Genomic DNA, 25,088 nt, shown 5'->3' on the forward strand with positions numbered 1-25,088 from the left:
GGGAGATGTGTATAGGAGACAGCCCCCGGCACTCCCCCCGCCGCACCCACCGGCGCCGCAACCGGTGCTGCCACCGGAGCCGCCGCGGGCGCGGGTGCCGCCGTAGCGGGCGCGGGCGCGGGTGCCGCCGTAGCGGGCGCGGCCGCGTCGATCACGGCAGGTATCTCTGGTCTGGCCGGTCGGCTTTCCGGCGCGGGAGGCCGTCGTACCGGGGCAAGACGCAAGGAAGCGCCTACGATGGGCACCGTGGCGTATCAGCAATCGGAGTCAGCCCAAGGCCAGGCGGGCACCCGCCAGCAGGCCGGCGGCAGCTGGGGCCCCCGCCCGGCGGCCCCGGCCGGCTCCCCCACAGGCGCACCCCGCTACCAGCAGCAGGCCCCCGGCGCCGCACCCCGCGGCCGCAAGGCCCGCCTACGCGTGGCCAAGGTCGACCCCTGGTCGGTGATGAAGACGACCTTCGTCCTCTCGATCGCCTTCGCGGTGGTCTCAGTGGTGGCCGCCGCCCTCCTGTGGTCCGCCCTGAACGCCCTCGGCGTCTTCGACTCCATCAACCGCACCCTGGCCTCAGTGGCCCCGGCGAACCAGCCCAACAGCGTCACCCTCACCTCAGTCCTGTCCTTCGGCAAGGTGATCAGCTTCACCGCCCTGGTGAGCGTGGTGAACATCGTTCTGTTCACCGCCCTGGCCACCCTCGCCGCCTACCTCTACAACATGTGCTCCTCCCTCGTCGGCGGCGTAGAGGTCACCCTTGCCGACGACACCGCCTCCTGACCGCCCCCAAAGCGGTTTTGGGGCACCGCCCCCGGTACGGTAAGCTTCTCGACGTTACCAACCGGGGCCTATGGCACAGTTGGTTAGCGCGCCGCCCTGATAAGGCGGAGGTCGGTGGTTCAAGTCCACCTAGGCCCACCCCGGTGAACAGCCTCGAACTTTTACAGGTTCGAGGCTGTTTTGCGTTTTCTAGGGACGCGCCCCTAGAGGTTGCAGGGACGGGTCCAGCTTCGACGGAGGAACGTGCCCTCAACCGACTCACGTTGCTGGTTGCTCGAACTGGGTTCGGTGGCTTCGCTTGAAGCTGTAGGCCGCATCGTGGCCCCTTCCCACCAACCGTTGGCCAAAAGTGACTACCGATAGGTGCACGGACCGGCTGATCAACGCGTACGCTGGCTTTAAAATGTACCGCGAAAAACTCACGTCGATCATGTTCGAGAGGAGGCGGAAGGTGACTACCGACGCGGCATACGCCCACCACCGCGAACCCCCACGGGAACGAACTCTCGAAGAGATCATTCGTGCCAAACGGGCTCGCCCACTGCGTTCAGTAGACGAGTTGATGGCTCCTGATGTGTTTCCCTCTGAAGAAGAGGTTGACGAGTTTGCGCGGGCGTACCACGAGGACCGTCAGGCCAGCCTAGGCTAGGCGTATGCCGCAAGCCGTAGTGATGGACACGGACGTTGCTTCCGCGTCTTTCAAACGCAAGCCGCTACCGCTGCTCGTGAAGTTGGCGACGATGGACCCGGTCATCACCTTCGTGACGTTTGGCGAGCTGGTGAAGTGGACTGTGCGGCGACATTGGGCGCGGCACAACCGGGTTGCGATGGACAACTGGCTGGCAGGCATGCCCGTTCTTGACAGCACCGAAGCCATTGCCCGGACCTGGGGCGCGCTTGCAGCAGCCGCCGACGATCGCGGACGTCCTCGCCCTCAAAATGACATGTGGATCGCTGCTGCCTGCCTGACGTATGGCATCCCGCTCGCGACACTGAACCTTAAGGATTACCTCGACTTTGAAGCACACCATGGGCTTCAACTCGTCAGGGTGTAGTCAGTCGTCTGAGCGCGAGTCAACGGGATACGAAGAGACGCCCCCGGTGCGCGTCCCAGGGGCGTCCGTCAGAAGAAGCGTCAGGCAGCTTGGAGAGCTTGTCCGTCGTCGCCCTCATCGTCGATGACAGTCAGAACGGTCCCCTTGCTGCGAACCGCCCTCAGCCGATCGGCGGCAGCGTCCGCCGATACCGCATCCCATAGAGATGCCCGCCCTTCACCATGACGACGACCTCGACCACGGTCCCGTCCTCCGTGCTGATCGTGCGTAGGGTGCGCATGACGGGGATGCCGGCGGGGAGTTCGAGGGCTTCGAGTTCTTCGGAGGTCGGTTGGCGGACTTGGATCTCGTCGACGAACTCGTGTTGGGGCAGGCCCAGGTCGGCTAGTGCGGTTGGGGCGCCGCCGCGGATGCGTTGGGGTCTTTCCAGGGGGCTTCCGGTGGCGATGGGGGTGGGGTAGTAGGACCAGGAGAGTTCGATGGGGATGTTGTCGCGGATGGTCAGGCGTTTGCGGAGGATGGCTGTTTCTTCGGCGGCCAGGCCGAGGTTGCGTGCCGCGTCCGCGGGTGGGCGGTCGGGGCCGATGTGGAGCATTACGTAGCGGACGTGGGTGACCGCCGGTTCGAAGTAGGGGGTGGCGTCGATGATCTCGACGCGTTTGGCGCGGATCAGGAGTGCCTTGCCCTGTTGGCCTTCGACGAAGCCTTCGGCTTTGAGGAGGGCTACTGCGCGTTGGGTGGTGTTGTTGGAGGTGTCGTAGATCTCTTGCAGGCGCTTGAAGGGCGGCAGCTTCTCGGTGAGGTCGCCGGACAGGATCTTTGCGCGCAGGTCGGCCGCGATCTGCAGGTGGCGGGGTCGGTCGTCGAGGCGTCGCATGTCAGGGCTCGACTACGACGCGGTGGTGGAGGGTGCGTCCGGTGGGGATCATGACGATCTCCGTTGCCTCGAATGGTGCGCCGGCCGCGGTCTTCACGACTCGGCGGATGCGGACCACGCGGGTGTTCGGCTTGATCTCCAGGAGGGCGGCCTCGGCCTTTGTCGGGTGTCCGGCGAGGTCCACCGCTTCGTCGGCGTGGTCGGCGACGTAGCCCAGGTGTGCCAGCAGGGTGACCGCGCCGCCGGGGATGCGGTTGGGGTGCTCCAGGGCGGTGTGGTCGGCGATTTCGAGGGGATAGAAGGAATCCGTGAGCTCGACGGGGTGGTCGCCGAGGTACATGGTGCGGCGTCTGGCGACGACCGTTCCGGCGATCGGGACGCCGAGTGCGTCCGCGACCCAGTCCGGCGGGGTGACGCGGGTCGCGCCACGAAGCTTCTGGGAGCCGTGGCCGCCGGCTGCCCGTGTGGCTTGTGCCCAGGTGTCCCCACCACTCGGCGTGAGATAGGACGCGGTGTCGTCGACCCCTCGTTCCATCGCTTCCCTTCCTCGGGTGCCTGAGCGACACAGTAGCAACGGCCCAGGGAAATGGGCGGTGCGTGCCGCACCGCAGCGGGGCTGATGCACTCGACTAGGTCGGTACCGTCAGTACCCTGTGATCGCAGTCGACGGATACTGTCATGCGATCGCTGGCGGCTGTGGCAGCCGCCCCTGAGGTTACTGAGACGGCAGTATTGCCTGACGCGCGCTCCGGAATGACGCGCGCTCGGAATCAGGCCGACGGCGGCAGCGTCTGCTGGTAGCGCACGGCGTACAGGTGACCGCTGGTGATCATCACCGTCACCTCGAGCACGGCTCCGCTCGCGTCGGTGATCGTGCGAAGCGTGCGCATGACCGGGATCTCGTCCGGCAACTCCAGCGTCTGGAGCTCTTCGGTCGTCGGTTCGCGGACCTGGATCTCATCGACGAGTCCGTGCTGCTCATAGCCCAGGGCGGCCAGGACGGTCGGGCCGCTCGTCAGGTCGCGCTGCTGGTGGTCCAGCGCGGTGCCGGTGACGACCGCCTCCGGGTAGTACGACCATTCGATCTCGACCGGCTCGTCGTCGCGGAGCATCAGGCGCTTGCGGAGCAGGGCGGTTTCGCCGTCGGCCAGGCCCAGCTTCTGGGCGGCGTCTGTCGGCGGGCGTTCGTGGCCGACGTGCAGGACCTGGTAGGTGATCGTGGCGGTCGGCGGCTCGAGTTGGGATGAGGCGTCGACGATCTGGATCCGGTCGGAGCGGATGATCAGGGCTTTGCCCTGGCGGCCCTCGACGAAGCCCTCCGCCTTGAGCATGGCGACCGCCCGCTGGGCGGTGTTGATGGAGGTGCTGTACAGGACTTTCAGCCGCTCGAAGGTCGGCAGGGTACCGGTGATGTCGCCGGAGAGGATCTTCGCGCGAAGGTCGGCGGCGATCTGCGCGGACTGGGGACGGTCGTCGACGCGCTTCATGTGTCGCAGGCCCCTCCTTTCATCAGATCCCTTCCATGCCCACCTCAGCGACACAGTAGCAGCACTACGCCGGTATGCGGCGTTCGCGGGCGGGACGTGGCAATTACCCCGTTGTCCTTGTTGAGGTACTGCAAAATCAGTAACCTGAGGTGCGCCTCTGCGGTCGGAAGCTAACGGCGCGTCACGACATCGCATGGCACGTTCCGCCGAAAGGAGACCGAAGGTGCCTCGATTCGAGTTCAAATACGCAGCAGACCTCATGGTGGGAGATTGGGCCCAGATCGACGGGACGTGGGCGGAAGTCCTGGGGTGCGCGACGGATCCGAACGGGTGGACCCGCCTCACCCTGGAGGGGTTTCCGCTGCCTGAGACGATCCTGCACGGCACGGTCGAGGTGCCCTGGTCGCGGACCAGCCCGGCGGGTGCGCGGTGAGGCGCCCGCCGGACATCGGGGCCTTCCTGGCCCAGCACAGCGACGCGCGGGTGATCGGCCGGGTGCCGGCGATGTTCGGGATCGCCGTGAGCCAGGCCGAGGCGGAGTTCCAGCAGCGGCTGCTCGCCGCGGGCTACTCCGGCAGCTACCTCGCGCTGCTGGGCCTGGCGGCGACCCTGACCTTCGACGCCGGGGAGTACTTCCCGGCCGGTGACGCGAGCCGGCGTGACCAGGGTGAGTGGCACGGCTACCACCGGGGTCTGCAGACCTCGCTCGCCTGTCTGGTGATGCACGAGACCGGCTGCAACCCGCGCCAGGCCGCCCTGCTGGTGGCCGAACACACCGAGGCGTTGATCCGGTGCCGGTGGACCAACCAGCCAGTCGAGGACCAGCCAGTCGAGGACCAGCCGAGCAAGGACCAGCCGGCCGAGGACCAGCCGCCCAAGGGTGGTGGGTGAGACATGGAGATCTGGTCGAAGGAGTTCGCAGGCCGGCCCGAGTGCCTGGTCGACGCCCGGAAGTTCACCTATGCCGTGCTCGACGGCTGCGACGCCGCGCACACTGTCGCCTTGGTCGCCGACGAGCTGGCCGGCAACGCGATCAAGCACACCGCCTCTGGCAGGCCCGGAGGGGAGTTCGTCCTGCGGCTGGCCCGGTTCGGCAACCGGTGCCGGGTGCGGGTCGATGATCAGGGCGGGCCCTCGACACCGGCTGTGTACGTGGCCGACGACGCGGATGAGGCCGGGCGCGGCCTGACCATCGTCAGCGCGCTGTCCGCCAACTGGGGCGTCGACGGCGACGAGAACGCCAGGTCGGTCTGGGCCGACATCACCTTCGACGAGACCCCGGCGATACCCAAGCCCGGCGGCCCGGCCGCCGGTCTCCCCTCTCAGATGAGTGCGAAAAGAAGGGTCGGCATGACGACGGACGACAGGAAGCGTTGATGGCGTTGCGTGCTGACCATGCGGCGGAGCGGACCTTCGCGCGGATCGTCGACGGTCTGCGGTCCGCCCGCCTGCAGGCCGGGATCTCTCAGAACGCGCTGTCGGCCGGCTTGCCGGTGCGGGGCAGGGCGATCTCCGAATGGGAGACCGGGGCGATAGAGCCGACCTTGGGGCACCTGATCCTGTGGTCGCGATTGCTGGGCCGGCGCCTGGTGATCGTCGGCCGGGAGGGCGATCTGCGGATCGGCCCGTCGCGGCCGCGGCCCGGGGAATCGTCGGAGATGTTCGAGCGCCGGCGCTTGGCCGTCCCCTTACGGAATCGCAGGCTGGCGCTAGGGATGGGACAGGGGGAGCTGGGCCGGCTGGTCGGTGTCAGCCGGGACTCGATCCAGCGCTGGGAGCTGGTCCGGGTACCGCCACGGCCGATCGCGCACGTCGTGTGGGCCCAGCGGCTCGGCTACACGCTGGACGTGTGGCCCGTCGCCGCGGTCGCCGACGGCCTCTCGCGGGTCCGGAACGCAGGTCCCGCCGCCGCCGGTTTGCCCGCCGGCGATCAAGCCTCCTACGCTCGGCGCCATGGACGAAACACCAGGTGAGGGTTTGCGATGACCGGGTCGGTCTTCCTTGCGGGCGGCGGTGGCGCCGAAGACTCGGTGCCGCTGGATTCGGCGTTCGCCGCGGCGCTCGGCTCCGGTCCGCTCTGGTACTGGCCGGTCGCGATGGATCCGGCCGAGCGGGCTTACGCCGACTGCCTCGACTGGCTGGCCGGGGTGTTCGGGCCGCTCGGCGTGACCGACGTCGATATGTGGGAAGGCCGTGGCACCGGTCTGGCCGAGCGCCTTCCGGACTACCGTGGCGTCTACATCGGTGGCGGCAACACGTTCCGTCTGCTCGATCTGGTGCGGCGCAACGGTCTCCTGCCCGCGCTGCAAGAGTTCATTGAGAACGGCGGCGTCGTCTACGGAGGCAGCGCCGGTGCGGCATTGCTGGGCGCCGACATCTCGACCATCGCGCATATCGACCCTGATCCGTATGGCACGACCGACACCCGCGGGCTTGATCGCATCGCGGGGTACGGGGTGTTCGTCCACCACCGGCCTTCGGAGGTGCCGCGTGCTCGGGATTGGGCACGAATGAACCACCGTCCCGTCGTCGCTCTGCATGAGCGAGCCGGAGCGGTGGTCACTGATGGTCGGCTGACCTCGGTCGGTTTCGAACCGGTGGAGATCATCGGTGCCGGGACGCTCGGAGTGCAGAGTGTGCGGCCGGGCGAAAGCGTTGCGCTGTAAGGGCTTTGGGTCCTGACGCTGATCTGTCCCGGCCGAACTCCGAACTCCGAACCCCAACTCCGAACCCCAACTCCGAACCCCGAACCCCGGTCCCCGGACAACGGCCGAGGCCCGGCACTTCGGTGCCGGGCCTCGCTGCGCGGGGTTCTTGTCGAGTGTGTGTCGGCGCCTCACGAGCGGCCGGTTGTCTGCATCGCGTACTCGCGGGCCCGGCCAGTCTGGGACTGGGTCTGCAGGCCGGTCCGGGGGGTGCGGTTCGACAGGTTACAGGCGCGCAGGCCGATCACGCCCAGGCGGACGACGACCTCGCCGAAGGCCATCAGGATCAGCGCGTCGACCCAGGCCTGGCCGCTGGTGATGTGGTGGGCGGCGGAGAAGCGGGTGAGCTGTGCGGCGCCGGTGGCGTGGGTGGACCAGACGGCGAAGCCCAGTCGGAAGCCCATGCTGGTCACCCACAGTGCGGCCGCGCTGGCGGTGGCCTTGATGTGTACGTGGCCGTCCAGGCTGCGCACCCGGGTCAGCAGGCCGCCGAACAGTCCGAAGACCGCGCCGACGCCGGCCATGGCGGCTATCAGGATCAGGTCGTTGCCGGCGGTGGGGATGGCGTGCAGGTAGTTCTTGGCGGCGAAGGTGATCATCGCCAGCGGGACGATGAACGTGGCCTTGCCGATCCGCTCCTCGCGCAGCTGCCGGAAGACGATGAGGACGAGGGCGATGTCGATGATCCAGTCAGTGGTCGTCATGGCTATGACTATCCAGGCCAAGACCCCTGTGCAGCTTCAACCCGGAGATGGGTTGCGGGTGGACTCTCGCCTTCCACCCCAGGGTGGAACACCCCGGTGGACAGGGTTGACCCGACGGGAGAACCGGCACCGGGCCGCTTGCGCGCCCGGACATGGCGAACGCCCCGGAGCCACCCTCCGGGGCGCCCGCGCTTAGGGGCGACTAGCCCTGCTGCCCGGCCTCGAGCTTGGAGAGCATCGTCTTGACCTGGTTGATCGGGATGGAGAAGCCGAGGCCGACGCTGCCACCCTGGGAGTTGTACGAGCTGGTCGGGGAGTAGATCGCCGAGTTGATGCCGACGACCTGGCCCTGGGCGTTGAGCAGCGGGCCGCCGCTGTTGCCCGGGTTGAGGCTGGCGTCGGTCTGGATCGCGTTGTAGGTGACCTGATTGCCGCTGGAGTAGCGGCTGGAGTCGCTGCTGACGGTCACCTGGCGGTTCAGGGCACTGACGATGCCGCTGGTCACCGTGCTCTGCAGGCCGTCGGGGGAGCCTATCGCGATCACGGTGTCGCCGACCTGGACCTTGTCGCTGTCGCCGAGGGTCGCGGTGGGCAGCCCGCTGACGCTCTGGGCCTTGATCACGGCCAGGTCGCTGCCGGTGTCGTAGCCGACGATGCTGCCCTGCGCGGTCTTGCCGTTGTTGAAGGTGATGGTGATCTGGCCGTTGCCGCTGGTGGCGTCGGAGATCACGTGGTTGTTGGTGAGGATCAGCCCGTCGGCGGACAGGATGACGCCGGAGCCGACCGACTTGCCCTGGTAGGAATCGACCGACACCTGCACCACGGTCGGCAGCGCGGCCTTGGCGACCTGGCCGACCGTGGTGGTCGGCGAGCCGGTCTGGTTGCTGACCGACGTGTTCACCGTGCTGCTGCTGGGCACGACGTTCGAGGAGGCGGTGCTCGAAGAGGAGCCGTTGTGCGCGGCGACCGTCCCGGCGACGCCGCCGGCGACCGCGGAGGCGGCTATCGTGCCGGCCACGATCAGCGCCACACCCATCCGGCGCTTGCGCCGCGGCTGCTCCGGCGGGACCGAGGGGATCGGCGGGAACGGCGGGTAGCCGGGGCCGCCCGTGCCGCCTTGACCCGGCGTTATCGAGGTGATCGGGGCATACGGGGGCACAGCGCCGGACGCGCCCATTGTGCGGGACGGGGCGGACGAGCCGGAGGGGTCGGAGGAGGCCGACGGGGTGGTCTGGGCCGGACCGAACACCGGCCCGGAAGCGGAAGTCGGCTGGCCCCACGGCTGCGGGTTGCCGGTGGCGGGCTGCTCCGGCTGGTACGGGTCGTGCTCGAATCCGGTCATGGTCCCAAGATGCGGCCCGACGATGAGAACGCACTGTGCGAGAGCATGAGAATCGGAGAAGAAAGGCATGAAGCAGACGGCCCTGTTTCCTTAGGAAACGGGTTATCCGAGGTCAGGGGCGTGCGCGACCATCAGGCGATGGACCGCGAACCGCTTCCCGATGCCCGAGCCCTGCTGCGCGAACGTTATCCACAGGCTGTGTGGTCGGTGTTGGCCGGCAGTGTTATGACCGCTCACCGCACGGCCGGTTCGGATCTGGACATCGTGGTCGTACTCCGCCCTCGATGATCCCCGCGCGCCAAGCCGTGAGTCGCTGACCTTTTCGTGGATGGAATGGCGGTCCCGATCCACTTGCGCAGCCACAGCTCAAAGCAGCCCACTACGGCCTCACCGATCTGCTCGATGACTTCGCGCGCGCCACTGATTGCTAGATATACAGCGATCCCGGCGAGCGCCAAGTCATCGCGACCACGTTGTGGACCGCGACCGGACACGACGCGCAGGTTGGGCGGAAACCACTGGATCGGCAACGGGAAATGGCTGCTGCGCGAGCTGCGGTCTCATGACCCGGAGTTCGCCGAGCGCTGGCTGGCCGCGCGCGATGATCCGGCCGCTGTGCGGGCCTGCGCCCGCGATGTCCTGGACCGGCTCGGCGGTCCGCTCTTCGACGGCTATCTGGCTGTGGCGCCGCGGCCCGCGGTCACGAAGCCTGGGTGATCGTCAGTGGGAACTCGGTCAGGGTGACCGAGGGGCCGGACGGGTTCGCGATGTCGGTCAGCTCCACGGGATTCGTCATCAGGTACACGGCGTTCTGGGGCGGGAAGGCTGTCAGATCCGTGTTCAGCAAAGGGAACGCGGCTTTGGACTCGAAGGTGGCCGGCTGCCCGCCGCCGCAGGGGCTGTGCTGCATGGAGACGGTCAGGTCCTGGGCCAGCGACTCGGCGGCGGGGAACTCGCGGCCGGCGGCCGGGGCCACGAAAGCGCCGGCGGCCGGGGACTTCTCGGACACGGTGACGGTGCCGAGTTCGGCGTCGTAGCCGGTCAGTTGCTCGGCCACGGTCTGCACGGCGGCGGTGGGCTGATCGCCGGCCACTTTGTCGCCGACGCGTACTTGTCCGGTGCCCAGCACTTCGAAGCGGTGGAGGACACCGTTGCATTCCAACACCATGTCGCCGTCTTCGCTGAGGGCGACGGTGGTTCCGGACGCGGGTAACGTGCCGCCACCGCTGTCGGAGCGGGCGGCGGCGTGCGCGGTGAAACCGTTGTAGGAGAACAAGAAGACTGCGCCGGTGACGGCCAGCACGGGACGGATTCTCATGGCCGGTCCTTTCGGGAGATTTGTCGCTTTGGTGGCCATTATCGTCTCGCATGCCACTGACAATCCCGGCCCCACGCCGTGCGGTGCCCGTCCGGTCTCATCCCTCGCTGTTCGCCGAAGCCCCTTGCAGCGCCAGCGGATTCGGGAACGGTGGCCAGAACGGCAGCGGCCGGGGGCCGATCGCCTCGGCGTGCGCGATCTCGATCAGCGAGCGCATGAACGCTGCTTGGCTGGCGCGCTGCCGGATCCGTTCGGCCCGCGCCGGATCGGTCGGTACCGCGCCCCGCCAACGGCCGGGCCGAACCAGTTGAACCGATGTGGGTTCCTGACTCGGTACCGGTTCCGGTGCCATCGTCGGTGTCGGTGTCGGTGTCGGTGTCGGTGTCGGGGTCGGTGTGGATGCCGGTGTGGCCGCAGGCTCGCAGACCGGTTCGGCGACGGGTTCGGCGGCCGCCTGCCGCGGAAAGCCAATCTCCTGGAACCGGGCGCTCTCCTCGGCGTCCATGGCCTCCGCCACCGACTCCAGGGCCTCCAGCATGCTGCCGGACATCACGGACTCGATGCCGCCGCCGGCCCGGACCGGGTAGGGGATCTCGGCCCACACCGCCCGCGCGCAGCGGTCGCCCCGTACGCCCCAGCTCTGCGAGATCGCCGAGACCATCGCCAGGCCGCGCCCGGATTCGGAGTCCCAGTCGGCGTCCTCGTCCGATCCGCCGACCACCACGTGCGGCTCTATCGGCGAGCCCTGATCGTCGACCCGCACCTGCCAGCGGTCGGCGAAGGCCGCGAGGTGCACCACGAACTGCCCGCCCGGCGCGCCGCTGGCGGTGTGCACGATGGCGTTGCCGGCCAGCTCGGAGACGGCCAGCACGACCAGCTCCGCGCCCGGTGCGTCGCCGAGCACCATCTGGGTGAACTGGCGGACCTCGGCCAGACATGAGGCCAGCCCGGGGAAGGAGCGAGACCAATAAGACACAGGGGCCTCCCGGATGGTGGGGAGGGGGCGGTTCCGCCCTCCCGTCAGCCAGGCTAGCCCCCAACACGCCCCGTTCTAGGGCATTTTAAGGAAGTTCCCTTATTTGGATGATGATTCGTCATCCAGGTTTAGTGGGGGCAGCCGCGCGAGATCCATCTCCACCCGATTGATGAGCCCGATCGCCTCTTCACCGTACACAGCCGACTCCTCGAAGCGCCGGAACTGCGACACGTGTGTCGAGACCTTGTCAGGCTGGGCCAACAGCAGTTCGCCGGTGAACATCTCCACGGCGACCTCGCGGTCGTCGTACACGGTGAAGGTGACCATCGGCAGCCCGCGCATCGCCGAGGTCCAGGGCAGGATCCCGACCCGCACCCCCGGATGCATCGCCATCTGCCGGAGCCGGTCGAACTGCGCGGCCATCACCGTCAGCTCGCCGGGCCAGGTGCGCAGCACGCCCTCGGTGATCAGGAAGGTGAACTCCCGGCCGTCCTCGAACAGCACCGATTGGCGCTCGGTGTGGGTCATCGCCGCCTTGCCGACCTCGCGCTCGGACAGCCAGGGCGTGAGCCGGTTGGCGTCCCGGGCGTACTCGGCGGTCTGCAGCAGCCGCGGGATGATCGAGTTCGAGAACGTCGACACCGCCGAGCAGACGCGCTCGCGGTCGGCCATCTGGTTCAACAGGGTCAGGCCCTTGCCGTAGCCGCGGTTGCTGGCGGCGTCGGCGGCGGCCTGGCCGAGCAGGTCGAACAGGCTCTCCTGTTCCTCAGCCGGCAGGTTCAAAGCGGTGACGATCCGGGCCAGCACGTCTCGGCTGGGCACCATCTTGCCGTGCTCGACCTTGGACACCGCCGAGGAGGTGACCGCGGCGGCGGCCGCGAGCTCGCCGCTGGACAGCGCGCGCTCCATCCGGAACTGCCGGATCCGGCCGCCCAGCTTGGCCGCGTATGGACTTCGCACCGCACTCATACCCATTGGTTCTACACCACTTGTGAGGATTCGGTGACCGATCCGGCAGGATCAGTAGCCGGTGGTCACCTGTATGGATTGTGTTGGACTGGGCCGACGACTCGACGTGCGGCTACCCCCTGGTGACCTCGGCCGTCGGCTCCTTCCCCGGCGGCCCGTGCCCGCTGCCTCAGCCGGTTCCTGCCCCGGCCGGAGCCGGGATAGACGCCACCGGGCGCCTCTCACTCGTTAGGAGACCGGCCGCGGTCTCCAGGTCGTAGTCTGCGACGGTCGCGTAGCCGTCCAGCACTGCGGCGTGGGCGGCGATCTCGTCGGCCCGGGAGAGCAGCAGTTCGCCGGTGAAGGTCTCGACGGCCACCGCCGCGTCGTCGTGCAGGGTGAATCCGTACAGCGGGAAGACCTCGGTCACCGCGGCGGAATCCGGCACGATGCCGATCCGCACGCCGGGCAGGGCCGAGAGCACGCGCAGCCGGTCGGCCTGGGTGGCGGCCAGCGTCGAAGGGCCCGGACACAGCCGCAGGGCGCTCTCGGTCAGCAGGAACTCGAAGCTGCGGCCCTGTTCGAACAGCACACCCTGGCGCTCCAGGTGCAGCGCCGAGGCCCGGCCGAGTTCGCGTTCGGACATCCACGGCGTCAGGCGCGCGGCATACCGGGCATAGTCGGCGGTCTGCAGCAGCGGCGGGATCATCGACGTGGAGAAGGACCGTAACGCCGTCGTGTTGCGCTCACGCTCGGCGATCGCGTCCAGCAGGGCCAGACCGCGGCCGTGCCGGCGCCGGTCGGCGGCGTCGTCGACGGCCCGGGTGAGCAGATCGCGCAGATCGGTGCGGTGTTCGTCCCCGAGGCCCAGGACGCCGAGCACCCGGTCCAGCACCTCCGCCGAGGGGAGCATCATCCCGCGTTCGATCTTCGACACCGAGGGCTGGGTGACACCGGCGCGGGCGGCGACCTCCAGTCCGGACAAGCCGAGATCCAGTCGGTGCCGACGCAGACGCCGACCGAGTTCTTCAGCTAATACGCTGCGTGCTGGGCTCATTCCCACAGTGTGTACGGCGCTGCCGACGAACTGTGAGGGTTTCCGGGACTTATGCCGTTAGTATCACCCGGTCGAGCTACCATCATGCGATGCGATCTTGGATATCCGGCCTCGGTACCGCCGGACGCAGTGCTCGCCTATCGTCCTGGACAGCCTTCACATCGGTCCGATTCGCTGTAGTTTGACGCTGGTGAGCGCCGTATGAATCTGGCCGCCCTCGTCACCGCCTTCGGGGTGGTGTTCCTGGCTGAACTGCCGGACAAAACCGCAATCGTGTCCCTGATCCTGGGGACCAGGTACCGCCCGTCGTGGGTTTTCTGCGGGGTGGCGGCGGCCTTCGTGGTGCACGTGGCGCTGGCGGTGGCCGCCGGCTCGCTGCTCTCGCTCATCCCGCGGCGTCCGCTACAGGCGATCGTGGCGGTGTTCTTCCTGGCCGGCGCGGTGCTGATGCTGCGCAGTCACGGCCGTGAAGCCGGAGAGGAAGAGGCGGAGGAGGCGCCGGATCTGGGCGAGGGCGCCGGGTTCGGCAAGGTGGCCGGGACGGCGTTCGGGGTGATCATGGTTGCCGAGTTCGGGGACCTGACCCAGATCGTCACCGCGAACCTGGCGGCGAAGTACGCCGACCCGCTGGCCGTCGGGCTCGGCGCGGTGCTGGGCCTGTGGGCGGTCGCCGCGCTGGCCATCATCGGCGGGCGCAGCCTGCTCAAGGTGCTGCCGCTGCACCTGATCGTCCGGTTGGCCGCGCTGGCGATGATCGTGCTGGCCGGCGTCAGCCTGGGGCAGGCCATCGCCGGCTGAACAACAGGACCGTCGCGTGCACTCCTTATGAGGACACTGAGACCATCTTCCCGTCCAACGCGTCCGCGAGCTGGCGCAACCCCCTGGCCAGGTCCGAGCCGGTGGGAGCCCGCCGCGAGTCGACGTGGCGCTGGACCAGCACCCCGGCCATCAGCGAGTACACGACCGCGCCGACCGACAGTTCCAGGTCCCGGTCAACTTGGTCTTCCGGGATCCCGAGGATCAGGTGGACCATGCCCGTGCGGGCCGCCGGGATCGCACCGACCAGCATTTCGCGCGCCCCGGGGATGTGGTCGATTTCCAGGAACATCTCGAAGCTGGCCATCCACAGCGCCTGGTCGCGCTCGAAGGTCGCGGCGACTTCGTCGAAGACCGCGGTGAAACGGTCCAGGTTCGACATGTCGGGGCCGGCTTTGGCGAAAGCCTCCTCGAGCCGGTCGCCCCACTGCTCGATCGCCTCGAACATCGCCTGGTTCATCAGCGCGTCCTTGGACCCGAAGTGGTAGCCGATCGCGGCCAGGCTGACCCCCGAGGCCTGGGCGATGTCCCGGGCGGTGGTGCGCGAGTAGCCCTTCTCCAGCAGACACTTCTTGGCCCCGGCGAGGAGGTCGTCACGGTTGCTCATGCTCCGTAGCCTACCGCGGCCTAAGACGAATGTCTTGCACCAACGTCTTGAACGACAGTCTTGCACGATCGTCCAAGACGGTTGTACGTTCCTCTCATGACGACGACCCAGAGTGCTGAAACCGCCCCGGCCCCGCGGGCCGGCCGCAAAGAGTGGATCGGGCTGGCCGTGCTGGTCCTGCCGTGCCTGCTCATCTCGATGGACATGTCGGTCCTGCTCTTCGGGCTGCCGTTCATCAGCGCCGACCTCAAGCCCAGTGCCACCCAACAGCTGTGGATCATGGACGCCTACGGCTTCGCCCTGGCCGGGCTGCTGATCACCATGGGCGCCATCGGCGACCGGATCGGCCGGCGCCGGCTGCTGCTGACCGGCGCCACGGCGTTCGGCGCGGCCTCGGTCGTGGCCGCCTACTCCGGCAGCGCCGAGATGCTGATCGGCGCCCGGGCCCTGCTCGGGGTGGCCGGGGCGACACTGATGCCCTCGACGATGGCCCTGATCCGCAACATGTTCCACGACCCCAAGCAGCGGCAGACCGCGATCTCGCTGTGGACCGGCGGTCTGATCGGCGGCGTCACCCTCGGCCCGATCGTCGGCGGCGTGCTGTTGAACCACTTCTGGTGGGGTTCGGTGTTCCTGATCAACCTGCCGGCGATGGCGCTGCTGTTGGTCCTGGGCCCGATCCTGCTCCCGGAGTACAAGACCCGGGCCGCCGGCCGACGGTTCGACGTCCTGGGTTCGGTGCTGTCGATGGCCACGATCTTCCCGGCGGTCTACGGGATCAAGCAGCTGGCCGTGGACGGCTTCAGCGCCACCGCGGCCGCCGCGTTGGCCTTCGGCGTCGCGCTGGGTATCGCCTTCGTGATCCGTCAGCACACCGCGAAGAACCCGCTGGTCGACATGGAGCTGTTCCGCAAGCCGAGCTTCCGGGCGCCGATGCTGGTGAACTTGTGCGGCAACTTCGTCCTGATGGGATTCAGCCTCTTCAACACGCAGTACCTGCAGTCTGTGGCCGGCATGCGGCCGTTCACCGCCGCGCTGTGGTCGATGGCCGCGATGCCGTTCGTCAGCGTCGGGATGGCGCTCACCGGCGCGTTGACCACCAGGGTCCGCCCGGCGCGGATCATCGGCACCGCCTTCCTGGTCTCGGCCTGCGGCGCGCTGGTTCTGACGCTGGTCCACCCGGGCAACCCGGTCGTGGTGCTGATGGTCGGTGCCGGGGTGGCGGCCGGCGGCGTGGTCGCGGCGCAGAGCATCGTCGGGAACATGGTGATGGCCGCGGCCCCGGCCGAGCGGGCCGGTTCGGCCTCGGCGCTCAACGAGACCGGCGCCGAACTCGGCAGTTCGCTGGGGATGGCCCTGCTGGGCAGCCTGGGCGCCGCGATCTACCACAACAAGATGGCGTCGGTGGGTGCGGGCGGAGCTCCGGAGCCGGCGGTGCACGCGGCCCACGAGACCATCGGCGGCGCGGTCGCCGTCGCCGGGCAGTTCCCCGGGGCGGCCGGACACAGCCTGCTGATCACGGCGCGCGACGCCTACACCTCGGGTCTGCACACCGCGGCCCTGGCGGGTGCGGCGGTCCTGGCGCTCACCGCGCTGTTCGCCGTGCGGGCGCTGCGCAACGAGCCGGTCTTGCCGGCCGCGCCCAAGAAGGCTCCCAAGAGCAAGAAGGAGAAGCCGGAGAAAAAGGGTGCGAAGGCGGCGCCGGCCGAGCCTGTCGGTGACTACGCCTCGGCTGTGTGACGCGTACAGAGAAGGATCCGCCGGTCTCGGAGGGGGAGACCGGCGGATCCTTTTGTCCAGCGCAGGATTCAGACCTTGAGCGCTTCGGTCACGGCCTCGGCGACCGTGGTGGTCGGACGGCCGATCAGGGTGCTGAGGGTGTCGGTCACCTCGGCCAGCGCGCCCTCGGAGATCTTCGAGTCCGCGTCGGCCAGACCCGCTGCGAGGAAGCCCGGCAGGCCGAAGCCCTCCAGAGTCTTGCGGTACTCGGCCGGCTCCAGGTTCACGGCCGCGACCTCCTTGCCGGCCTGGCGCGAGACCTCGGCGGCGATCTCGGCGCGGCTGTAAGCCCGGTCGCCGGTGAGCTCGTAGACCTTGCCCACGTGGCCTTCGGCGGTGGCCACCACTCCGGCCGCGGCGGCGTAGTCGGCCCGGGAGGCGAACGCGGTCCGGCCCTCGCCCACGGAGCCGATGATCGCGCCGTGCTCGATCGAGGCCGGCAGGGTCGCGGTCAGGTTCTCCCAGTACCAGTTGTTCCGCAGGAACGTGTAGGGCAGGCCGGACTCCTTGACCGCGGCCTCGGTGTCCTTGTGGACCCAGGCGAAGCCGATCGGGTTGGCCTCAGCCTGCGGAATCGAGGTGTAGATCACGTGGCCGACCCCGGCCTCCTTCGCGCCCTTGATCGCGTTCAGGTGGTGGCTGAGGCGGACCTCGTCCGGGCCGCTGGAGGAGATGAAGACCCACTTGTCGGCGCCGCGCAGGGCCTCGGTGAGGCTCGCGGCGTCGGCGTAGTCGCCGGGCACGACCTGCACGCCGCGGTCGGCGAGATCCTGCACCTTCTCCGGGGTGCGCACGATGGCGCGGATCTGTCCGGCCGGGACGCCGCGGCTCAGCAGGTCCTCGACGACGAGCCGGCCGAGGTGGCCGCTGGCGGCGGTGATGGCGATGGTCATGACGGCTCCTTGGGGGCGCGGCCCGGGGTTGGGCGCTTTCTCTCGGTTAGTGCGAGATCAACGATTGCACTAACTTTTGGAAAGTGCAACCCGAGGCGCAGCACTACCGCAGGGAAAGCGAGTGGGGTACCGTGGACGGCATGAGCACGCGCGCCGAATCATCAGCCGATTCCGAAGAGCGCGCCCTCGACCTGGTCTTCGACGTCTTGCAGGCGCGCTGTCCGTCGCGCCCCGTCCTGGAGCACGTGACCGGCCGCTGGGGCACGCTGATCATGATGGCCCTGCTGGAGGGGCCGGTCCGGTTCAACGAGCTGCGCCGCCGGGTCGACGGGGTGAGCGAGAAGATGCTGTCCCAGGGGCTGCAAGCCCTGGAGCGGGACGGTTCCGTGGTCCGCGAGGTGCAGTCGACGATGCCGCCGCGGGTCGAGTACCAGCTGACCCCGCTCGGCAAGGAGATCGCCGAACGGCTGAAGGACCTGGTGCGCTTCCTGGAGAGCCGGATGCCGGAGATCGAGGGGCTTCAGGCCCGCTATGACCAGGCGGCCGCCGCCTAGCTCCTGCCGATGATCCACACTGGGCGTCATGACCAGACACGTGGAATTCCAGCGCCTGCACAACTTCCGTGATCTCGGCGGCTACCCGACCGCGGACGGTGGCACCACGAAGTGGGGCGTGCTGTACCGGTCGGACAACCTCGGGAAGCTGCGCGAGGCGGCTGACGTCGAGCGCTTCCGGGAGCTGGACGTGCACACGGTCATCGACCTGCGTTACCCCTGGGAGATAGAGAAGGCCGGCCGGGTGCCGGACTTCCCCGGGCTGCGCTATCTGAATTCCAGCATCGAGCACCAGCCGTACGACCAGGGCGCGCTGGGAAGCGACTTCGATCCGTGGCGGTTCCTCGCGGATCGCTATATGGAGGTCTCACAGGACGGCGTCAAGGAGATCCGTGAGGTCTTGGACGTCATCGCCGATCCTGAGTCCGGTCCCACGGTCTTCCACTGCGCCTCGGGCAAGGACCGCACCGGCATCATCGCGCTGTACGTCCTCACCCTGATCGGGGTTCCCGAGGAGACGGTGCTGGACGACTTCTCGTTGACGGAGTTGGCCACGCAGCGGTTGATCGCGGACTGGAAGGCGTTCTACCCCGATCGCGAACTGAAGTGGCCCGCCTATGCGCGCGCCCCTAAGGATCCGATGGAGCTGTTCATCGCCGATCTGAAGGCCCGCTACGGCTCTGTAGAGGGTTACGCAGAACAGGAACTCGGTGTCGACGACGCTCTGGTCACCGCGTTGAAGACGAACCTAGTCGACGTCGAGGGCTAGCTCGATCGACAGTGGCACGAAGCCATAGCGCTGATAGAAGCGGATCGCGGAGTCGTTCGCCGTATACGCGGAGACGTGGAGGCGTACGGCTCCGCGTTCGCGTCCCCAGGCGATGAAGTCCTCCACCAGACGGCCGCCGATCCCTTGTCCTCTATAGGGAACGGCTACATGCGTGCTGACTAGTTCGGCGCGCGCCGCGGTCCACATAGAGGACGCCGGGCTGAAGGTTCCTATTACGTGCCCGATTACTGTGTCGTCCTCTACAGCGACCAGTACCAGTGCGTCTGGAGCGGCGATGAGTCCGGCACACCTGGTGCGGATGTCGTCGCGCGGCCATTCCGGGTCACGCAGCCGGTCCCGGGTGACGCCGTCCTCGGCGAACAGGTCGGCGCTGTCTTGGGTGAGGCCGTCCAGATCGTCCAGGGTCGCCGGGCGGATCTCGATGTCGGTCATATCCGGGTGATACCCGTCGGCGGTATCCGGCGACCATCGGCGGTTCCGCGAGTTGTCACGGTGATGCAACCTGTTCTGGCGACCCCGCGGTTTGTGCGTGCGGAAGGGGGTACCGGATGCGGTCCGAGGACGAAGACGAGTTCCGCCACTTCACGGCTGCGCGGTGGCCGGGGCTGGTGCGGACGGCGTATCTGCTGACGGGGGATCTCGGCCACGCCGAAGATCTCGCCCAGGCGACGTTGATCAAGGCCTACCGGTCGTGGCACCGGGTGCGCCGGGTCGAGGACGTCGACGCCTACGTGCGCAAGATCCTGGTCAACGCCAACCGGAGTCGGTTCCGGTCGAAGCGGCCGGTGGAGTACAGCGTCGCCACGGTGCCGGAGCCGCACGCGCGGCCGGACGCCAGTCGCGCGGTCGAGGACCGGGACGTGCTGTTCGCGGCGCTGGCCGGGCTGCCGCCGCGGCAGCGCGCGATCGTGGTGCTGCGGTACTGGGAGGACTTGGCCGAGGGCGAGGTCGCCGACCTGCTCGGCTGTTCCGTCGGCAACGTCAAGAGCCAGGCTTCACGGGCGCTGGCGAAGTTGAGGAATGACGCGGGTCTGGCCGGGCTGTCCTCGTTTCGGGAGCCGGCGGCGTCGTTGAGAGGAGAACGGGCATGACACAGGATTCGTGGGACGACGGCCTGCGCGAGATCATGACCGGCACCGCCGGCACGGCACGGGTCGCGGCGGCGCCGACCGATGTGATCCTGCGGCGGGGGCGGTCCTCGGTGCGTCGGCGGAACGGTCTGGCGGGCTCGGCGGTGCTCGGGGTCGTCGCCGCGGCGGTGATCGCGGGGACCGCCTTCGCCTCCGGAACAGCTGGCAGCTCCCCGCAGCCCGGTGCGGCGTCCAGCTCGGGGCGACTGTCGCCGGCCGCGGACGCCGTGGTGACCCTGGGATCGCCGTCGGCGAAGACGAAGGTGGTGATCTACGACGACTACCGCTGCCCGCCGTGCCGCCAGGTCGACAGCGGGACCAGCGCGCTGCTCAAGCAGGAGACCGCGTCCGGCAAGATCGAGGTCGAGTACCGCCCGGTCGACCTGATCGACCGCCACGACACGCCGAACGGGACCGGGTCCGTGGTCGCGGGAAACGCCGTGCAGTGTGCGGCCGATCGGGGCGACTTCCTCGCCTACCGGGCCGCGGTCTTCGCGCACCAACCGGCCTCCGACGCCGATGACCCCTTCAGCTCGCCGACGGAGATGATCTCCATCGCCCGGGGGATCCCCGGTCTGGTGACTCCGTCGTTTGTGAAGTGCGTGGACGATCAGCCGTATGCGGCGGCGATCCGCGCGAACTACGACACCGCCATCAACACCCTGCAGTGCCCCGGCGTGCCGTGCATCAACGCCGGCGGCCAACAGTGGAACGGCCAGGGAACCGACAGCACCAAGCCGCTGGGAGTCGGCGTCGACACCTGGTTGACTCAGATTATTGGGGCGCACTAACGGTGTCGCGGCGGGCGCACGGACACCATCCTGCCCGGCTGAGAAAACCCGTGGTCGTGGCACGTACGCGCGGCTAGCTTGCTGCCCCATGAGCTCTGATCCGCAGAACATCATCGAGTCCGGATACGACGCCATGGCCGAGCAGTACTTGGCCGCGTTCGGCGAAGGCGTCCCCGACGATCCCCGGATCCGGTTCGTGGGCGAGTTGGCCGACCGTCTTCCTGACGGTGCGCGCGTTCTCGAGCTCGGCTGTGGTGCCGGGGTGCCGGCGACCGCCTTGCTGGCTCAACGTTTTGACGTTCTCGGCGTGGACATTTCGGCCGCTCAGCTGGCGCTCGCCGCGCAGCGGGTGCCGAGCGCCGCGTTCCGCAAGGCGGACATGATCAATCTGGAGCTGCCGGACGCCTCGTTCGACGCGGTCACGGCGTTCTACAGCTTCAACCACGTTCCCCGCGAGCAGCAGCCACCCCTGCTGGCCAAGATCGCCCGCTGGCTCCGCCCCGGCGGCCTCCTGCTGGCTTCCTTCGGCCAGGGCGGGTCGGCCGACGACGTCGAACCGTGGCTCGGCGTCCCCATGTTCTTCGCCAGCCACGATCCGGCCACGAACACCCGCCATCTCACCGAGGCCGGTCTCACGCCGATCGTCGACGAGCTGGTGAGTAAGGAGACGGGGATGGGGTGCGAAGCGTGGCAGTGGGTGCTGGCTCGCGGTGCTGGTGAGGGCGCCGGACGTTAAGTGCTAACCCTGAACCGGCGGTGACACAGGCGCGCTCTGTGTCACCGCCGGTTCGATCGACCGCGTTAAGCGGTCAGATTCATGGGACGGTCACCGCGTTGGCGACGAGGGCCTTCAACTCTGTGACGGCCTGGTCCCATCCCGGTGCCGCCAGCAGTGTGCTCGCCTGGTCGCTGGTCAATGTGAACTGCGAGGGCGACGGTTCCACCATGTCGACTTCGATCACAGCGCCGTCCGGACGGACCCAGACGTAGGACAAAAAGTAGGGACCAGTCTGAGTAGTGGGATCCTTCCGGCTTTTGTACGTGATGAACTCGCCGCCCTTGGCGAACGGGGCGACGGTGCACACGTCATTCGGGCTCAGCTTCATCTTCTGACAGGTGGGTGTGTCGGTGCGGATCGAGACGACGACCCCGGCGCCCGGACCGTCCTGGGTGCCCAGGCTCCACGTGCCGTGGACGGTGCCGAGGATGTTCGCTGGAGCGCCGTTGACCGGCAGGTTCTTCCCATCCGGGATCTTTGTGCCGCCCGCGCCGAATCCCGTTTTGACGGGATGCGAGCCGGGCGGAAGGGCGCCCACCGCGATATCCAGTACGGAGTTCGCGAGCGCCTTGCCTTGAGCCGCCGTCACGTGTGTCGGGGCCACGGCCGCCGGCGACGTCGAGTGGTCGGGGCTCGGGCTCGGGGTCGAGCTCGATGATGTGACCCCGGCCGCGCCCGGGCCGACTGACGAAGGCGTGGAAGCCCCGGTGCGCGACGGGATCATGGTGACGACGGCGCCGGCGACGCCGACCGCCGCGACCGCGGCGAGCGTCCCGGCGGCGGCCGAGCGGCGGCGGTGGCGCCGGGCGTGGGCCAGCGCCCCGGCGTGCAGCACGGCGGAGGCCGGTGCCTCGAAGGAGAAGGCAGTCTCGCGGAACGCCGCGGCGATGCCGTCCGGTTGATCGTGGTCGATGTCCTCGAAGTGATCGGTGGACATGGGAGTACACCTCTTTCGTGTCAGGTCTGAGAGTGATCGGGGACCGGGCCGGTCCGGACGCGCCCGGGAAGTGCTCAGAAACGCGCCAGGTCGGCGAAATCGCCGCCCAGCAGCTCGCGAACCCGTGCCAGCGCACGGGAACAGCGCGAGCGGACGGCGGTGTCGGACAGGTTCAGCCGGGCCGCCGTCTCGGCCACACTCAGGTCCTCCCAGAACCTGAGCACCAGCACCGCACGGTCGACCGGCGGTAGCGACCGCAACGCCTCCAGCAACGCCACCCGCAGCACGACGTCCTCGCCGCGAGTCGGTTGATCCGCCACACCGCCGAGCCCGCCACCGCCGGCCGGGCGTTCGCTGTTGCTCCGTTTACGCCGCGCCGACACAAACCGGTTGACCAGGGTGGTCTGCGCATAACCGACCGGGTTGTCCAGCCCGCCCACCCGCTGCCACCGCCGGTACAGCAACCCGAAGGTCTCCTGGACCAGGTCCTCGGCGGCATGGGTGTCCCCACCGGTGAGCAGGCAGGCGGAACGGAACAACCGCGGTCCGCTGGCCGCGACGAACGCCTGGAAGTCCAGGGCCGCGCCGTCAGCTTCTGTCGACCCGCGACTCCCGCGCTGTATGAGCCTCATATCCGATCAACGCCGCGAAGATGGGGAACTGTGGCACGCGAATTTTCGGCCGCGGCCGTACCGAGGTCTGGAAGTCGGACAAACCCGTCGACCGACCGCGTCACACCCATCGGGGTTAACCGGGACACCCGACAGAGCGTCCTCATCCCCGCCCGAAAACGATCGGGAAAAGCGATCAGGCCCGGTTCCCCGGGACTTGTCGTCCTCGGAACCGAGCCCTATCGTCGACTACTTACAAGTGCGCGAGGGGGGAGTTGAACCCCCACGCCCTACCCGGCAAACCGGCAACGGATCACCAGGTGAACGAGTCCCTGACCAGCATAGACGCGCTGGTTGGGGACTCTTCGTTTGTACCCGAGAGGACATAAAAAGACATCAGGTTGCATGTCGGTTGCATGGCTGCATGACGGGTGGTCGGCTGACGCGCGCCGAGGCAGTCAGGGACGTGACTACCGATCTATGCAGGAACGTGACTTGCCGTTGACCAGGCATCACCCCACACCTAGCCTCGCTTATGGTGATCAACCCACTACAAGACAAGGGGGAACCATGAAGCTCACGAAACTGGCCGACCCGCCGGACTGCGGTTCCGACGACTGCCCGGCCGTGTACGTCACGGACTCCGGCACGATCGTCGTACAGGGCGACGCGGTGAGCCAGGCTGAAGGGCTCCGACTCGGCGCCGGGGAACAGGCAGTCGAGATCTCGGCAGACCTGTTGAGGGAGGCACTGCGTGCGCTTGGAGGGTGAAGTCTGGCGGGCGTACTCTCGCGACTTCAAGCGGTCCGCGTTTCGGCTGGAGACCCAACCGACGTACACCATGCCGGACGAGGTAGACGAGGTACGACGGTTTCTAGCCGGCGAGCTGAGTCCGCCGGAGGGTCACAACGCCCGTTGGCATGAGACCGTGCGCGCCAACGTAAAGGCGGGCAAGAGTATGACGCGCGTCCGTGTCATGCGCCAGCCGCTCACCGATTACCAACGGTATGGATTTGCCTGGTCTGTCCCCGGCAACATCGCAGCCGGGGAAGACATCCGCGTCCTGGACCTGACTGGCAAGCCGTTGCCCCCGCTTCCCACATTCGACTTCTGGCTGTGGGACGAAGAGATCGTGGCACGGCTCGACTACCACATGGACGGGACGCAGATCGGCCGTGAACTGGTCGAAGACGCCGACCTAGGGCGATACCTTGAATGGCGAGACTACGCGCTAGCACACTCAGTGCCGTTCCAGGAGTACCAACACTGATCGAGCCTGAAGAGCAGGAACAGCAGCGGGCCGACCTAGCCGCAGCGCTTAAGGAGTTGCGGCTAGCGTCTGGCCTGTCCGGGGAACGCCTGGCAGTGCGAACCGGAATGAGCCAGACGAAAGTCAGCCGGATCGAGACCGGCCGGACCCTAGCAACTGTGTTCGATGTTCAGGCTATCGTCAGAGCACTTGAGGTCCCCGAGGCTGACGCCGAAGAGCTGCTGAAGCTGGCGCGCGCCGCCAACACCGAGTTTCACGACGTACGGTCATCCCGACGCCGTGGCCTTGAGCACCGCCAACGCGAGTTAGCAAAGCTTGAACAGGACTCGCGCGAGATCCGGTTCTTCCTGCCCACGATGTTGACCGGGCTCCTTCACACACCTGAGTACGCGCATGCGAGCATGCCTTACCCCCAGGCAGCCGCGATCGCGAAGCGGCTTGAGCGCCAGACCGTTCTCTACAACCGCGAGAAGCGGTTCACGTTCTTAATGACAGAGGGCGCTGTACGCTGGCCGATCCTCGGACCTGAGGGCATGGCTGTACAGGTCGATCGCCTTGTCTCGCTCGCGAGCCTAGCCAGCGTCCGAATGGGGCTCATCCCGTCGAACGGCGTATCGGGCCTACCAGCCCTCTTGAGCATCTTCGTCGTGTACGACGAACGGCTCGCAACCGCAGAGACGTATGGCGGGCTGGTGGTGATGCGTGATCCGCGCGACGTAGAGATCCACCTTGAACGCTTCCGCCTCTTCGAAGAGCATGCGTTGTGGGGTACCGACGCAACTAGTCTCCTGGCCTCAATTTCGGCCGATTTTCGCGCCCGCGCATGAGGAGATTATGCGGCTACGTGACTAGCCCTATCCGGCCTTCTACCTGCGTCGTTATGGTCTAAAAG

Annotated in this window: 32 protein-coding genes and 1 tRNA gene; 19 read left to right on the forward strand and 14 right to left on the reverse strand. The window is 68.0% G+C overall.

The annotated features are described in order from the left end of the window. Positions 1-237: 237 nt before the first annotated feature. The 3 genes from KGQ19_RS03525 (at position 238) to KGQ19_RS03535 (ending at position 1,826) form a co-directional block, all read left to right on the forward strand. Complete coding sequence (locus tag KGQ19_RS03525; protein WP_212007588.1) at positions 238-771, forward strand: DUF3566 domain-containing protein; 534 nt, start codon at positions 238-240, stop codon at positions 769-771. Between the two features lie 64 nt (positions 772-835). Then, positions 836-909: transfer RNA gene (locus KGQ19_RS03530), tRNA-Ile, on the forward strand. 515 nt (positions 910-1,424) lie between these two features. After that, positions 1,425-1,826: a type II toxin-antitoxin system VapC family toxin gene (locus KGQ19_RS03535; RefSeq protein ID WP_212007589.1), complete on the forward strand. Its 402-nt coding sequence runs from the start codon at positions 1,425-1,427 to the stop codon at positions 1,824-1,826. A 160-nt stretch (positions 1,827-1,986) separates the two neighbouring features. On the opposite strand, the gene KGQ19_RS03540 is transcribed toward KGQ19_RS03535, so the two are convergent. From KGQ19_RS03540 to KGQ19_RS03550, 3 genes are all read right to left on the reverse strand, one after another. Further along, on the reverse strand, positions 1,987-2,703 hold the full coding sequence (locus KGQ19_RS03540) for a GntR family transcriptional regulator (RefSeq protein WP_212007590.1): 717 nt from the start codon (positions 2,701-2,703) through the stop codon (positions 1,987-1,989). Position 2,704: 1 nt separating this feature from the next. After that, the gene (locus KGQ19_RS03545) at positions 2,705-3,238 is read right to left on the reverse strand and encodes a UTRA domain-containing protein (protein ID WP_212007591.1); all 534 of its coding nucleotides are present in this window, start codon (positions 3,236-3,238) and stop codon (positions 2,705-2,707) included. A 235-nt stretch (positions 3,239-3,473) separates the two neighbouring features. Next, positions 3,474-4,190, reverse strand: a complete 717-nt coding sequence (locus KGQ19_RS03550; RefSeq protein ID WP_212007592.1) for a GntR family transcriptional regulator — start codon at positions 4,188-4,190, stop codon at positions 3,474-3,476. A 223-nt stretch (positions 4,191-4,413) separates the two neighbouring features. Between KGQ19_RS03550 and KGQ19_RS03555 the strand changes: the two genes are divergently transcribed. Genes KGQ19_RS03555 through KGQ19_RS03575 form a run of 5 tightly spaced genes read left to right on the forward strand, consistent with a single transcriptional unit; the run spans position 4,414 to position 6,856 of the window. Beyond that, complete coding sequence (locus KGQ19_RS03555; protein ID WP_212007593.1) at positions 4,414-4,623, forward strand: hypothetical protein; 210 nt, start codon at positions 4,414-4,416, stop codon at positions 4,621-4,623. Then, complete coding sequence (locus KGQ19_RS03560) at positions 4,620-5,081, forward strand: hypothetical protein (protein WP_307856338.1); 462 nt, start codon at positions 4,620-4,622, stop codon at positions 5,079-5,081. Before KGQ19_RS03555 ends, KGQ19_RS03560 begins: the two co-directional genes overlap by 4 nt. A gap of 3 nt (positions 5,082-5,084) precedes the next feature. Beyond that, on the forward strand, positions 5,085-5,567 hold the full coding sequence (locus tag KGQ19_RS03565) for an ATP-binding protein (protein ID WP_212007594.1): 483 nt from the start codon (positions 5,085-5,087) through the stop codon (positions 5,565-5,567). Further along, entirely contained in the window at positions 5,567-6,163 is a 597-nt protein-coding gene (locus KGQ19_RS03570; RefSeq protein WP_212007595.1) for a helix-turn-helix transcriptional regulator, read from the forward strand. Before KGQ19_RS03565 ends, KGQ19_RS03570 begins: the two co-directional genes overlap by 1 nt. Positions 6,164-6,172: 9 nt before the next feature. Continuing rightward, positions 6,173-6,856, forward strand: coding sequence for a Type 1 glutamine amidotransferase-like domain-containing protein (locus tag KGQ19_RS03575; RefSeq protein WP_212007596.1), 684 nt, complete (start codon positions 6,173-6,175; stop codon positions 6,854-6,856). 170 nt (positions 6,857-7,026) lie between these two features. On the opposite strand, the gene KGQ19_RS03580 is transcribed toward KGQ19_RS03575, so the two are convergent. Both KGQ19_RS03580 and KGQ19_RS03585 read right to left on the reverse strand, forming a co-directional pair. After that, the gene (locus KGQ19_RS03580) at positions 7,027-7,599 is read right to left on the reverse strand and encodes a hypothetical protein (protein WP_212007597.1); all 573 of its coding nucleotides are present in this window, start codon (positions 7,597-7,599) and stop codon (positions 7,027-7,029) included. A gap of 202 nt (positions 7,600-7,801) precedes the next feature. Further along, entirely contained in the window at positions 7,802-8,941 is a 1,140-nt protein-coding gene (locus KGQ19_RS03585; protein WP_212007598.1) for a S1C family serine protease, read from the reverse strand. Between the two features lie 504 nt (positions 8,942-9,445). Between KGQ19_RS03585 and KGQ19_RS03590 the strand changes: the two genes are divergently transcribed. After that, positions 9,446-9,658: a hypothetical protein gene (locus tag KGQ19_RS03590; protein WP_212007599.1), complete on the forward strand. Its 213-nt coding sequence runs from the start codon at positions 9,446-9,448 to the stop codon at positions 9,656-9,658. Here the strand turns inward: KGQ19_RS03590 and KGQ19_RS03595 are convergent. The 4 genes from KGQ19_RS03595 to KGQ19_RS03610 all read right to left on the reverse strand — a co-directional run bounded on the left by KGQ19_RS03595 (position 9,642) and on the right by KGQ19_RS03610 (position 13,240). Continuing rightward, on the reverse strand, positions 9,642-10,259 hold the full coding sequence (locus tag KGQ19_RS03595) for a hypothetical protein (RefSeq protein WP_212007600.1): 618 nt from the start codon (positions 10,257-10,259) through the stop codon (positions 9,642-9,644). The two genes, KGQ19_RS03590 and KGQ19_RS03595, sit on opposite strands and share 17 nt — an antisense overlap. A gap of 97 nt (positions 10,260-10,356) precedes the next feature. Beyond that, positions 10,357-11,235 carry an ATP-binding protein gene (locus KGQ19_RS03600; RefSeq protein WP_212007601.1) on the reverse strand — a complete coding sequence of 293 codons (879 nt, stop codon included), beginning with the start codon at positions 11,233-11,235 and terminating at the stop codon, positions 10,357-10,359. A 99-nt stretch (positions 11,236-11,334) separates the two neighbouring features. Beyond that, positions 11,335-12,204 (reverse strand): helix-turn-helix domain-containing protein, encoded by an 870-nt coding sequence (locus tag KGQ19_RS03605; protein ID WP_212007602.1) that lies wholly within the window; start codon positions 12,202-12,204, stop codon positions 11,335-11,337. 169 nt (positions 12,205-12,373) lie between these two features. Then, the gene (locus KGQ19_RS03610; protein ID WP_212007603.1) at positions 12,374-13,240 is read right to left on the reverse strand and encodes a helix-turn-helix domain-containing protein; all 867 of its coding nucleotides are present in this window, start codon (positions 13,238-13,240) and stop codon (positions 12,374-12,376) included. A gap of 201 nt (positions 13,241-13,441) precedes the next feature. Here KGQ19_RS03610 and KGQ19_RS03615 point away from each other — a divergent pair, with 201 nt between their 5' ends. Further along, a complete protein-coding gene (locus tag KGQ19_RS03615; RefSeq protein WP_212007604.1) occupies positions 13,442-14,038 on the forward strand; it encodes a TMEM165/GDT1 family protein in 597 nt (198 codons plus the stop codon). A gap of 25 nt (positions 14,039-14,063) precedes the next feature. Here the strand turns inward: KGQ19_RS03615 and KGQ19_RS03620 are convergent, their stop codons facing one another. Beyond that, positions 14,064-14,663 (reverse strand): TetR/AcrR family transcriptional regulator, encoded by a 600-nt coding sequence (locus tag KGQ19_RS03620; protein ID WP_212007605.1) that lies wholly within the window; start codon positions 14,661-14,663, stop codon positions 14,064-14,066. Between the two features lie 96 nt (positions 14,664-14,759). Here KGQ19_RS03620 and KGQ19_RS03625 point away from each other — a divergent pair, with 96 nt between their 5' ends. After that, entirely contained in the window at positions 14,760-16,403 is a 1,644-nt protein-coding gene (locus tag KGQ19_RS03625) for an MFS transporter (protein WP_212007606.1), read from the forward strand. 68 nt (positions 16,404-16,471) lie between these two features. Here the strand turns inward: KGQ19_RS03625 and KGQ19_RS03630 are convergent, their stop codons facing one another. Continuing rightward, on the reverse strand, positions 16,472-17,335 hold the full coding sequence (locus KGQ19_RS03630; protein ID WP_212007607.1) for an SDR family oxidoreductase: 864 nt from the start codon (positions 17,333-17,335) through the stop codon (positions 16,472-16,474). A 140-nt stretch (positions 17,336-17,475) separates the two neighbouring features. Between KGQ19_RS03630 and KGQ19_RS03635 the strand changes: the two genes are divergently transcribed. Together KGQ19_RS03635 and KGQ19_RS03640 are read left to right on the forward strand one after the other, a co-directional pair. Next, positions 17,476-17,889, forward strand: coding sequence for a winged helix-turn-helix transcriptional regulator (locus KGQ19_RS03635; RefSeq protein WP_212007608.1), 414 nt, complete (start codon positions 17,476-17,478; stop codon positions 17,887-17,889). Between the two features lie 28 nt (positions 17,890-17,917). Continuing rightward, positions 17,918-18,658 carry a tyrosine-protein phosphatase gene (locus KGQ19_RS03640; RefSeq protein WP_212007609.1) on the forward strand — a complete coding sequence of 247 codons (741 nt, stop codon included), beginning with the start codon at positions 17,918-17,920 and terminating at the stop codon, positions 18,656-18,658. On the opposite strand, the gene KGQ19_RS03645 is transcribed toward KGQ19_RS03640, so the two are convergent. Continuing rightward, positions 18,638-19,111: a GNAT family N-acetyltransferase gene (locus KGQ19_RS03645; protein ID WP_212007610.1), complete on the reverse strand. Its 474-nt coding sequence runs from the start codon at positions 19,109-19,111 to the stop codon at positions 18,638-18,640. The two genes, KGQ19_RS03640 and KGQ19_RS03645, sit on opposite strands and share 21 nt — an antisense overlap. A gap of 116 nt (positions 19,112-19,227) precedes the next feature. Here KGQ19_RS03645 and KGQ19_RS03650 point away from each other — a divergent pair, with 116 nt between their 5' ends. The 3 genes from KGQ19_RS03650 to KGQ19_RS03660 all read left to right on the forward strand — a co-directional run bounded on the left by KGQ19_RS03650 (position 19,228) and on the right by KGQ19_RS03660 (position 21,336). Then, positions 19,228-19,770 carry a SigE family RNA polymerase sigma factor gene (locus KGQ19_RS03650; RefSeq protein ID WP_212007611.1) on the forward strand — a complete coding sequence of 181 codons (543 nt, stop codon included), beginning with the start codon at positions 19,228-19,230 and terminating at the stop codon, positions 19,768-19,770. Beyond that, positions 19,767-20,600 (forward strand): DsbA family protein, encoded by an 834-nt coding sequence (locus KGQ19_RS03655; RefSeq protein ID WP_212007612.1) that lies wholly within the window; start codon positions 19,767-19,769, stop codon positions 20,598-20,600. Before KGQ19_RS03650 ends, KGQ19_RS03655 begins: the two co-directional genes overlap by 4 nt. A gap of 88 nt (positions 20,601-20,688) precedes the next feature. Then, the gene (locus tag KGQ19_RS03660) at positions 20,689-21,336 is read left to right on the forward strand and encodes a class I SAM-dependent methyltransferase (RefSeq protein WP_212007613.1); all 648 of its coding nucleotides are present in this window, start codon (positions 20,689-20,691) and stop codon (positions 21,334-21,336) included. Between the two features lie 79 nt (positions 21,337-21,415). Here the strand turns inward: KGQ19_RS03660 and KGQ19_RS03665 are convergent, their stop codons facing one another. Further along, complete coding sequence (locus tag KGQ19_RS03665) at positions 21,416-22,315, reverse strand: hypothetical protein (protein ID WP_212007614.1); 900 nt, start codon at positions 22,313-22,315, stop codon at positions 21,416-21,418. 74 nt (positions 22,316-22,389) lie between these two features. Beyond that, positions 22,390-22,947 (reverse strand): SigE family RNA polymerase sigma factor, encoded by a 558-nt coding sequence (locus KGQ19_RS03670; RefSeq protein ID WP_212007615.1) that lies wholly within the window; start codon positions 22,945-22,947, stop codon positions 22,390-22,392. A gap of 549 nt (positions 22,948-23,496) precedes the next feature. On the opposite strand from KGQ19_RS03670, the gene KGQ19_RS03675 reads away from it, so the two are divergent. The 3 genes from KGQ19_RS03675 to KGQ19_RS03685 are packed head-to-tail and all read left to right on the forward strand — an operon-like array spanning position 23,497 to position 25,023. After that, on the forward strand, positions 23,497-23,697 hold the full coding sequence (locus KGQ19_RS03675) for a hypothetical protein (protein ID WP_212007616.1): 201 nt from the start codon (positions 23,497-23,499) through the stop codon (positions 23,695-23,697). Next, the gene (locus tag KGQ19_RS03680; protein WP_368862048.1) at positions 23,681-24,196 is read left to right on the forward strand and encodes a DUF6879 family protein; all 516 of its coding nucleotides are present in this window, start codon (positions 23,681-23,683) and stop codon (positions 24,194-24,196) included. The genes KGQ19_RS03675 and KGQ19_RS03680 overlap by 17 nt, the downstream gene beginning before the upstream one ends. Then, positions 24,142-25,023 (forward strand): Scr1 family TA system antitoxin-like transcriptional regulator, encoded by an 882-nt coding sequence (locus KGQ19_RS03685; RefSeq protein ID WP_230418160.1) that lies wholly within the window; start codon positions 24,142-24,144, stop codon positions 25,021-25,023. Before KGQ19_RS03680 ends, KGQ19_RS03685 begins: the two co-directional genes overlap by 55 nt. The last annotated feature ends 65 nt before the right edge of the window (positions 25,024-25,088 follow it).

It is taken from the genome of Catenulispora pinistramenti, from assembly GCF_018274385.1.
Classification (GTDB): domain Bacteria; phylum Actinomycetota; class Actinomycetes; order Streptomycetales; family Catenulisporaceae; genus Catenulispora; species Catenulispora pinistramenti.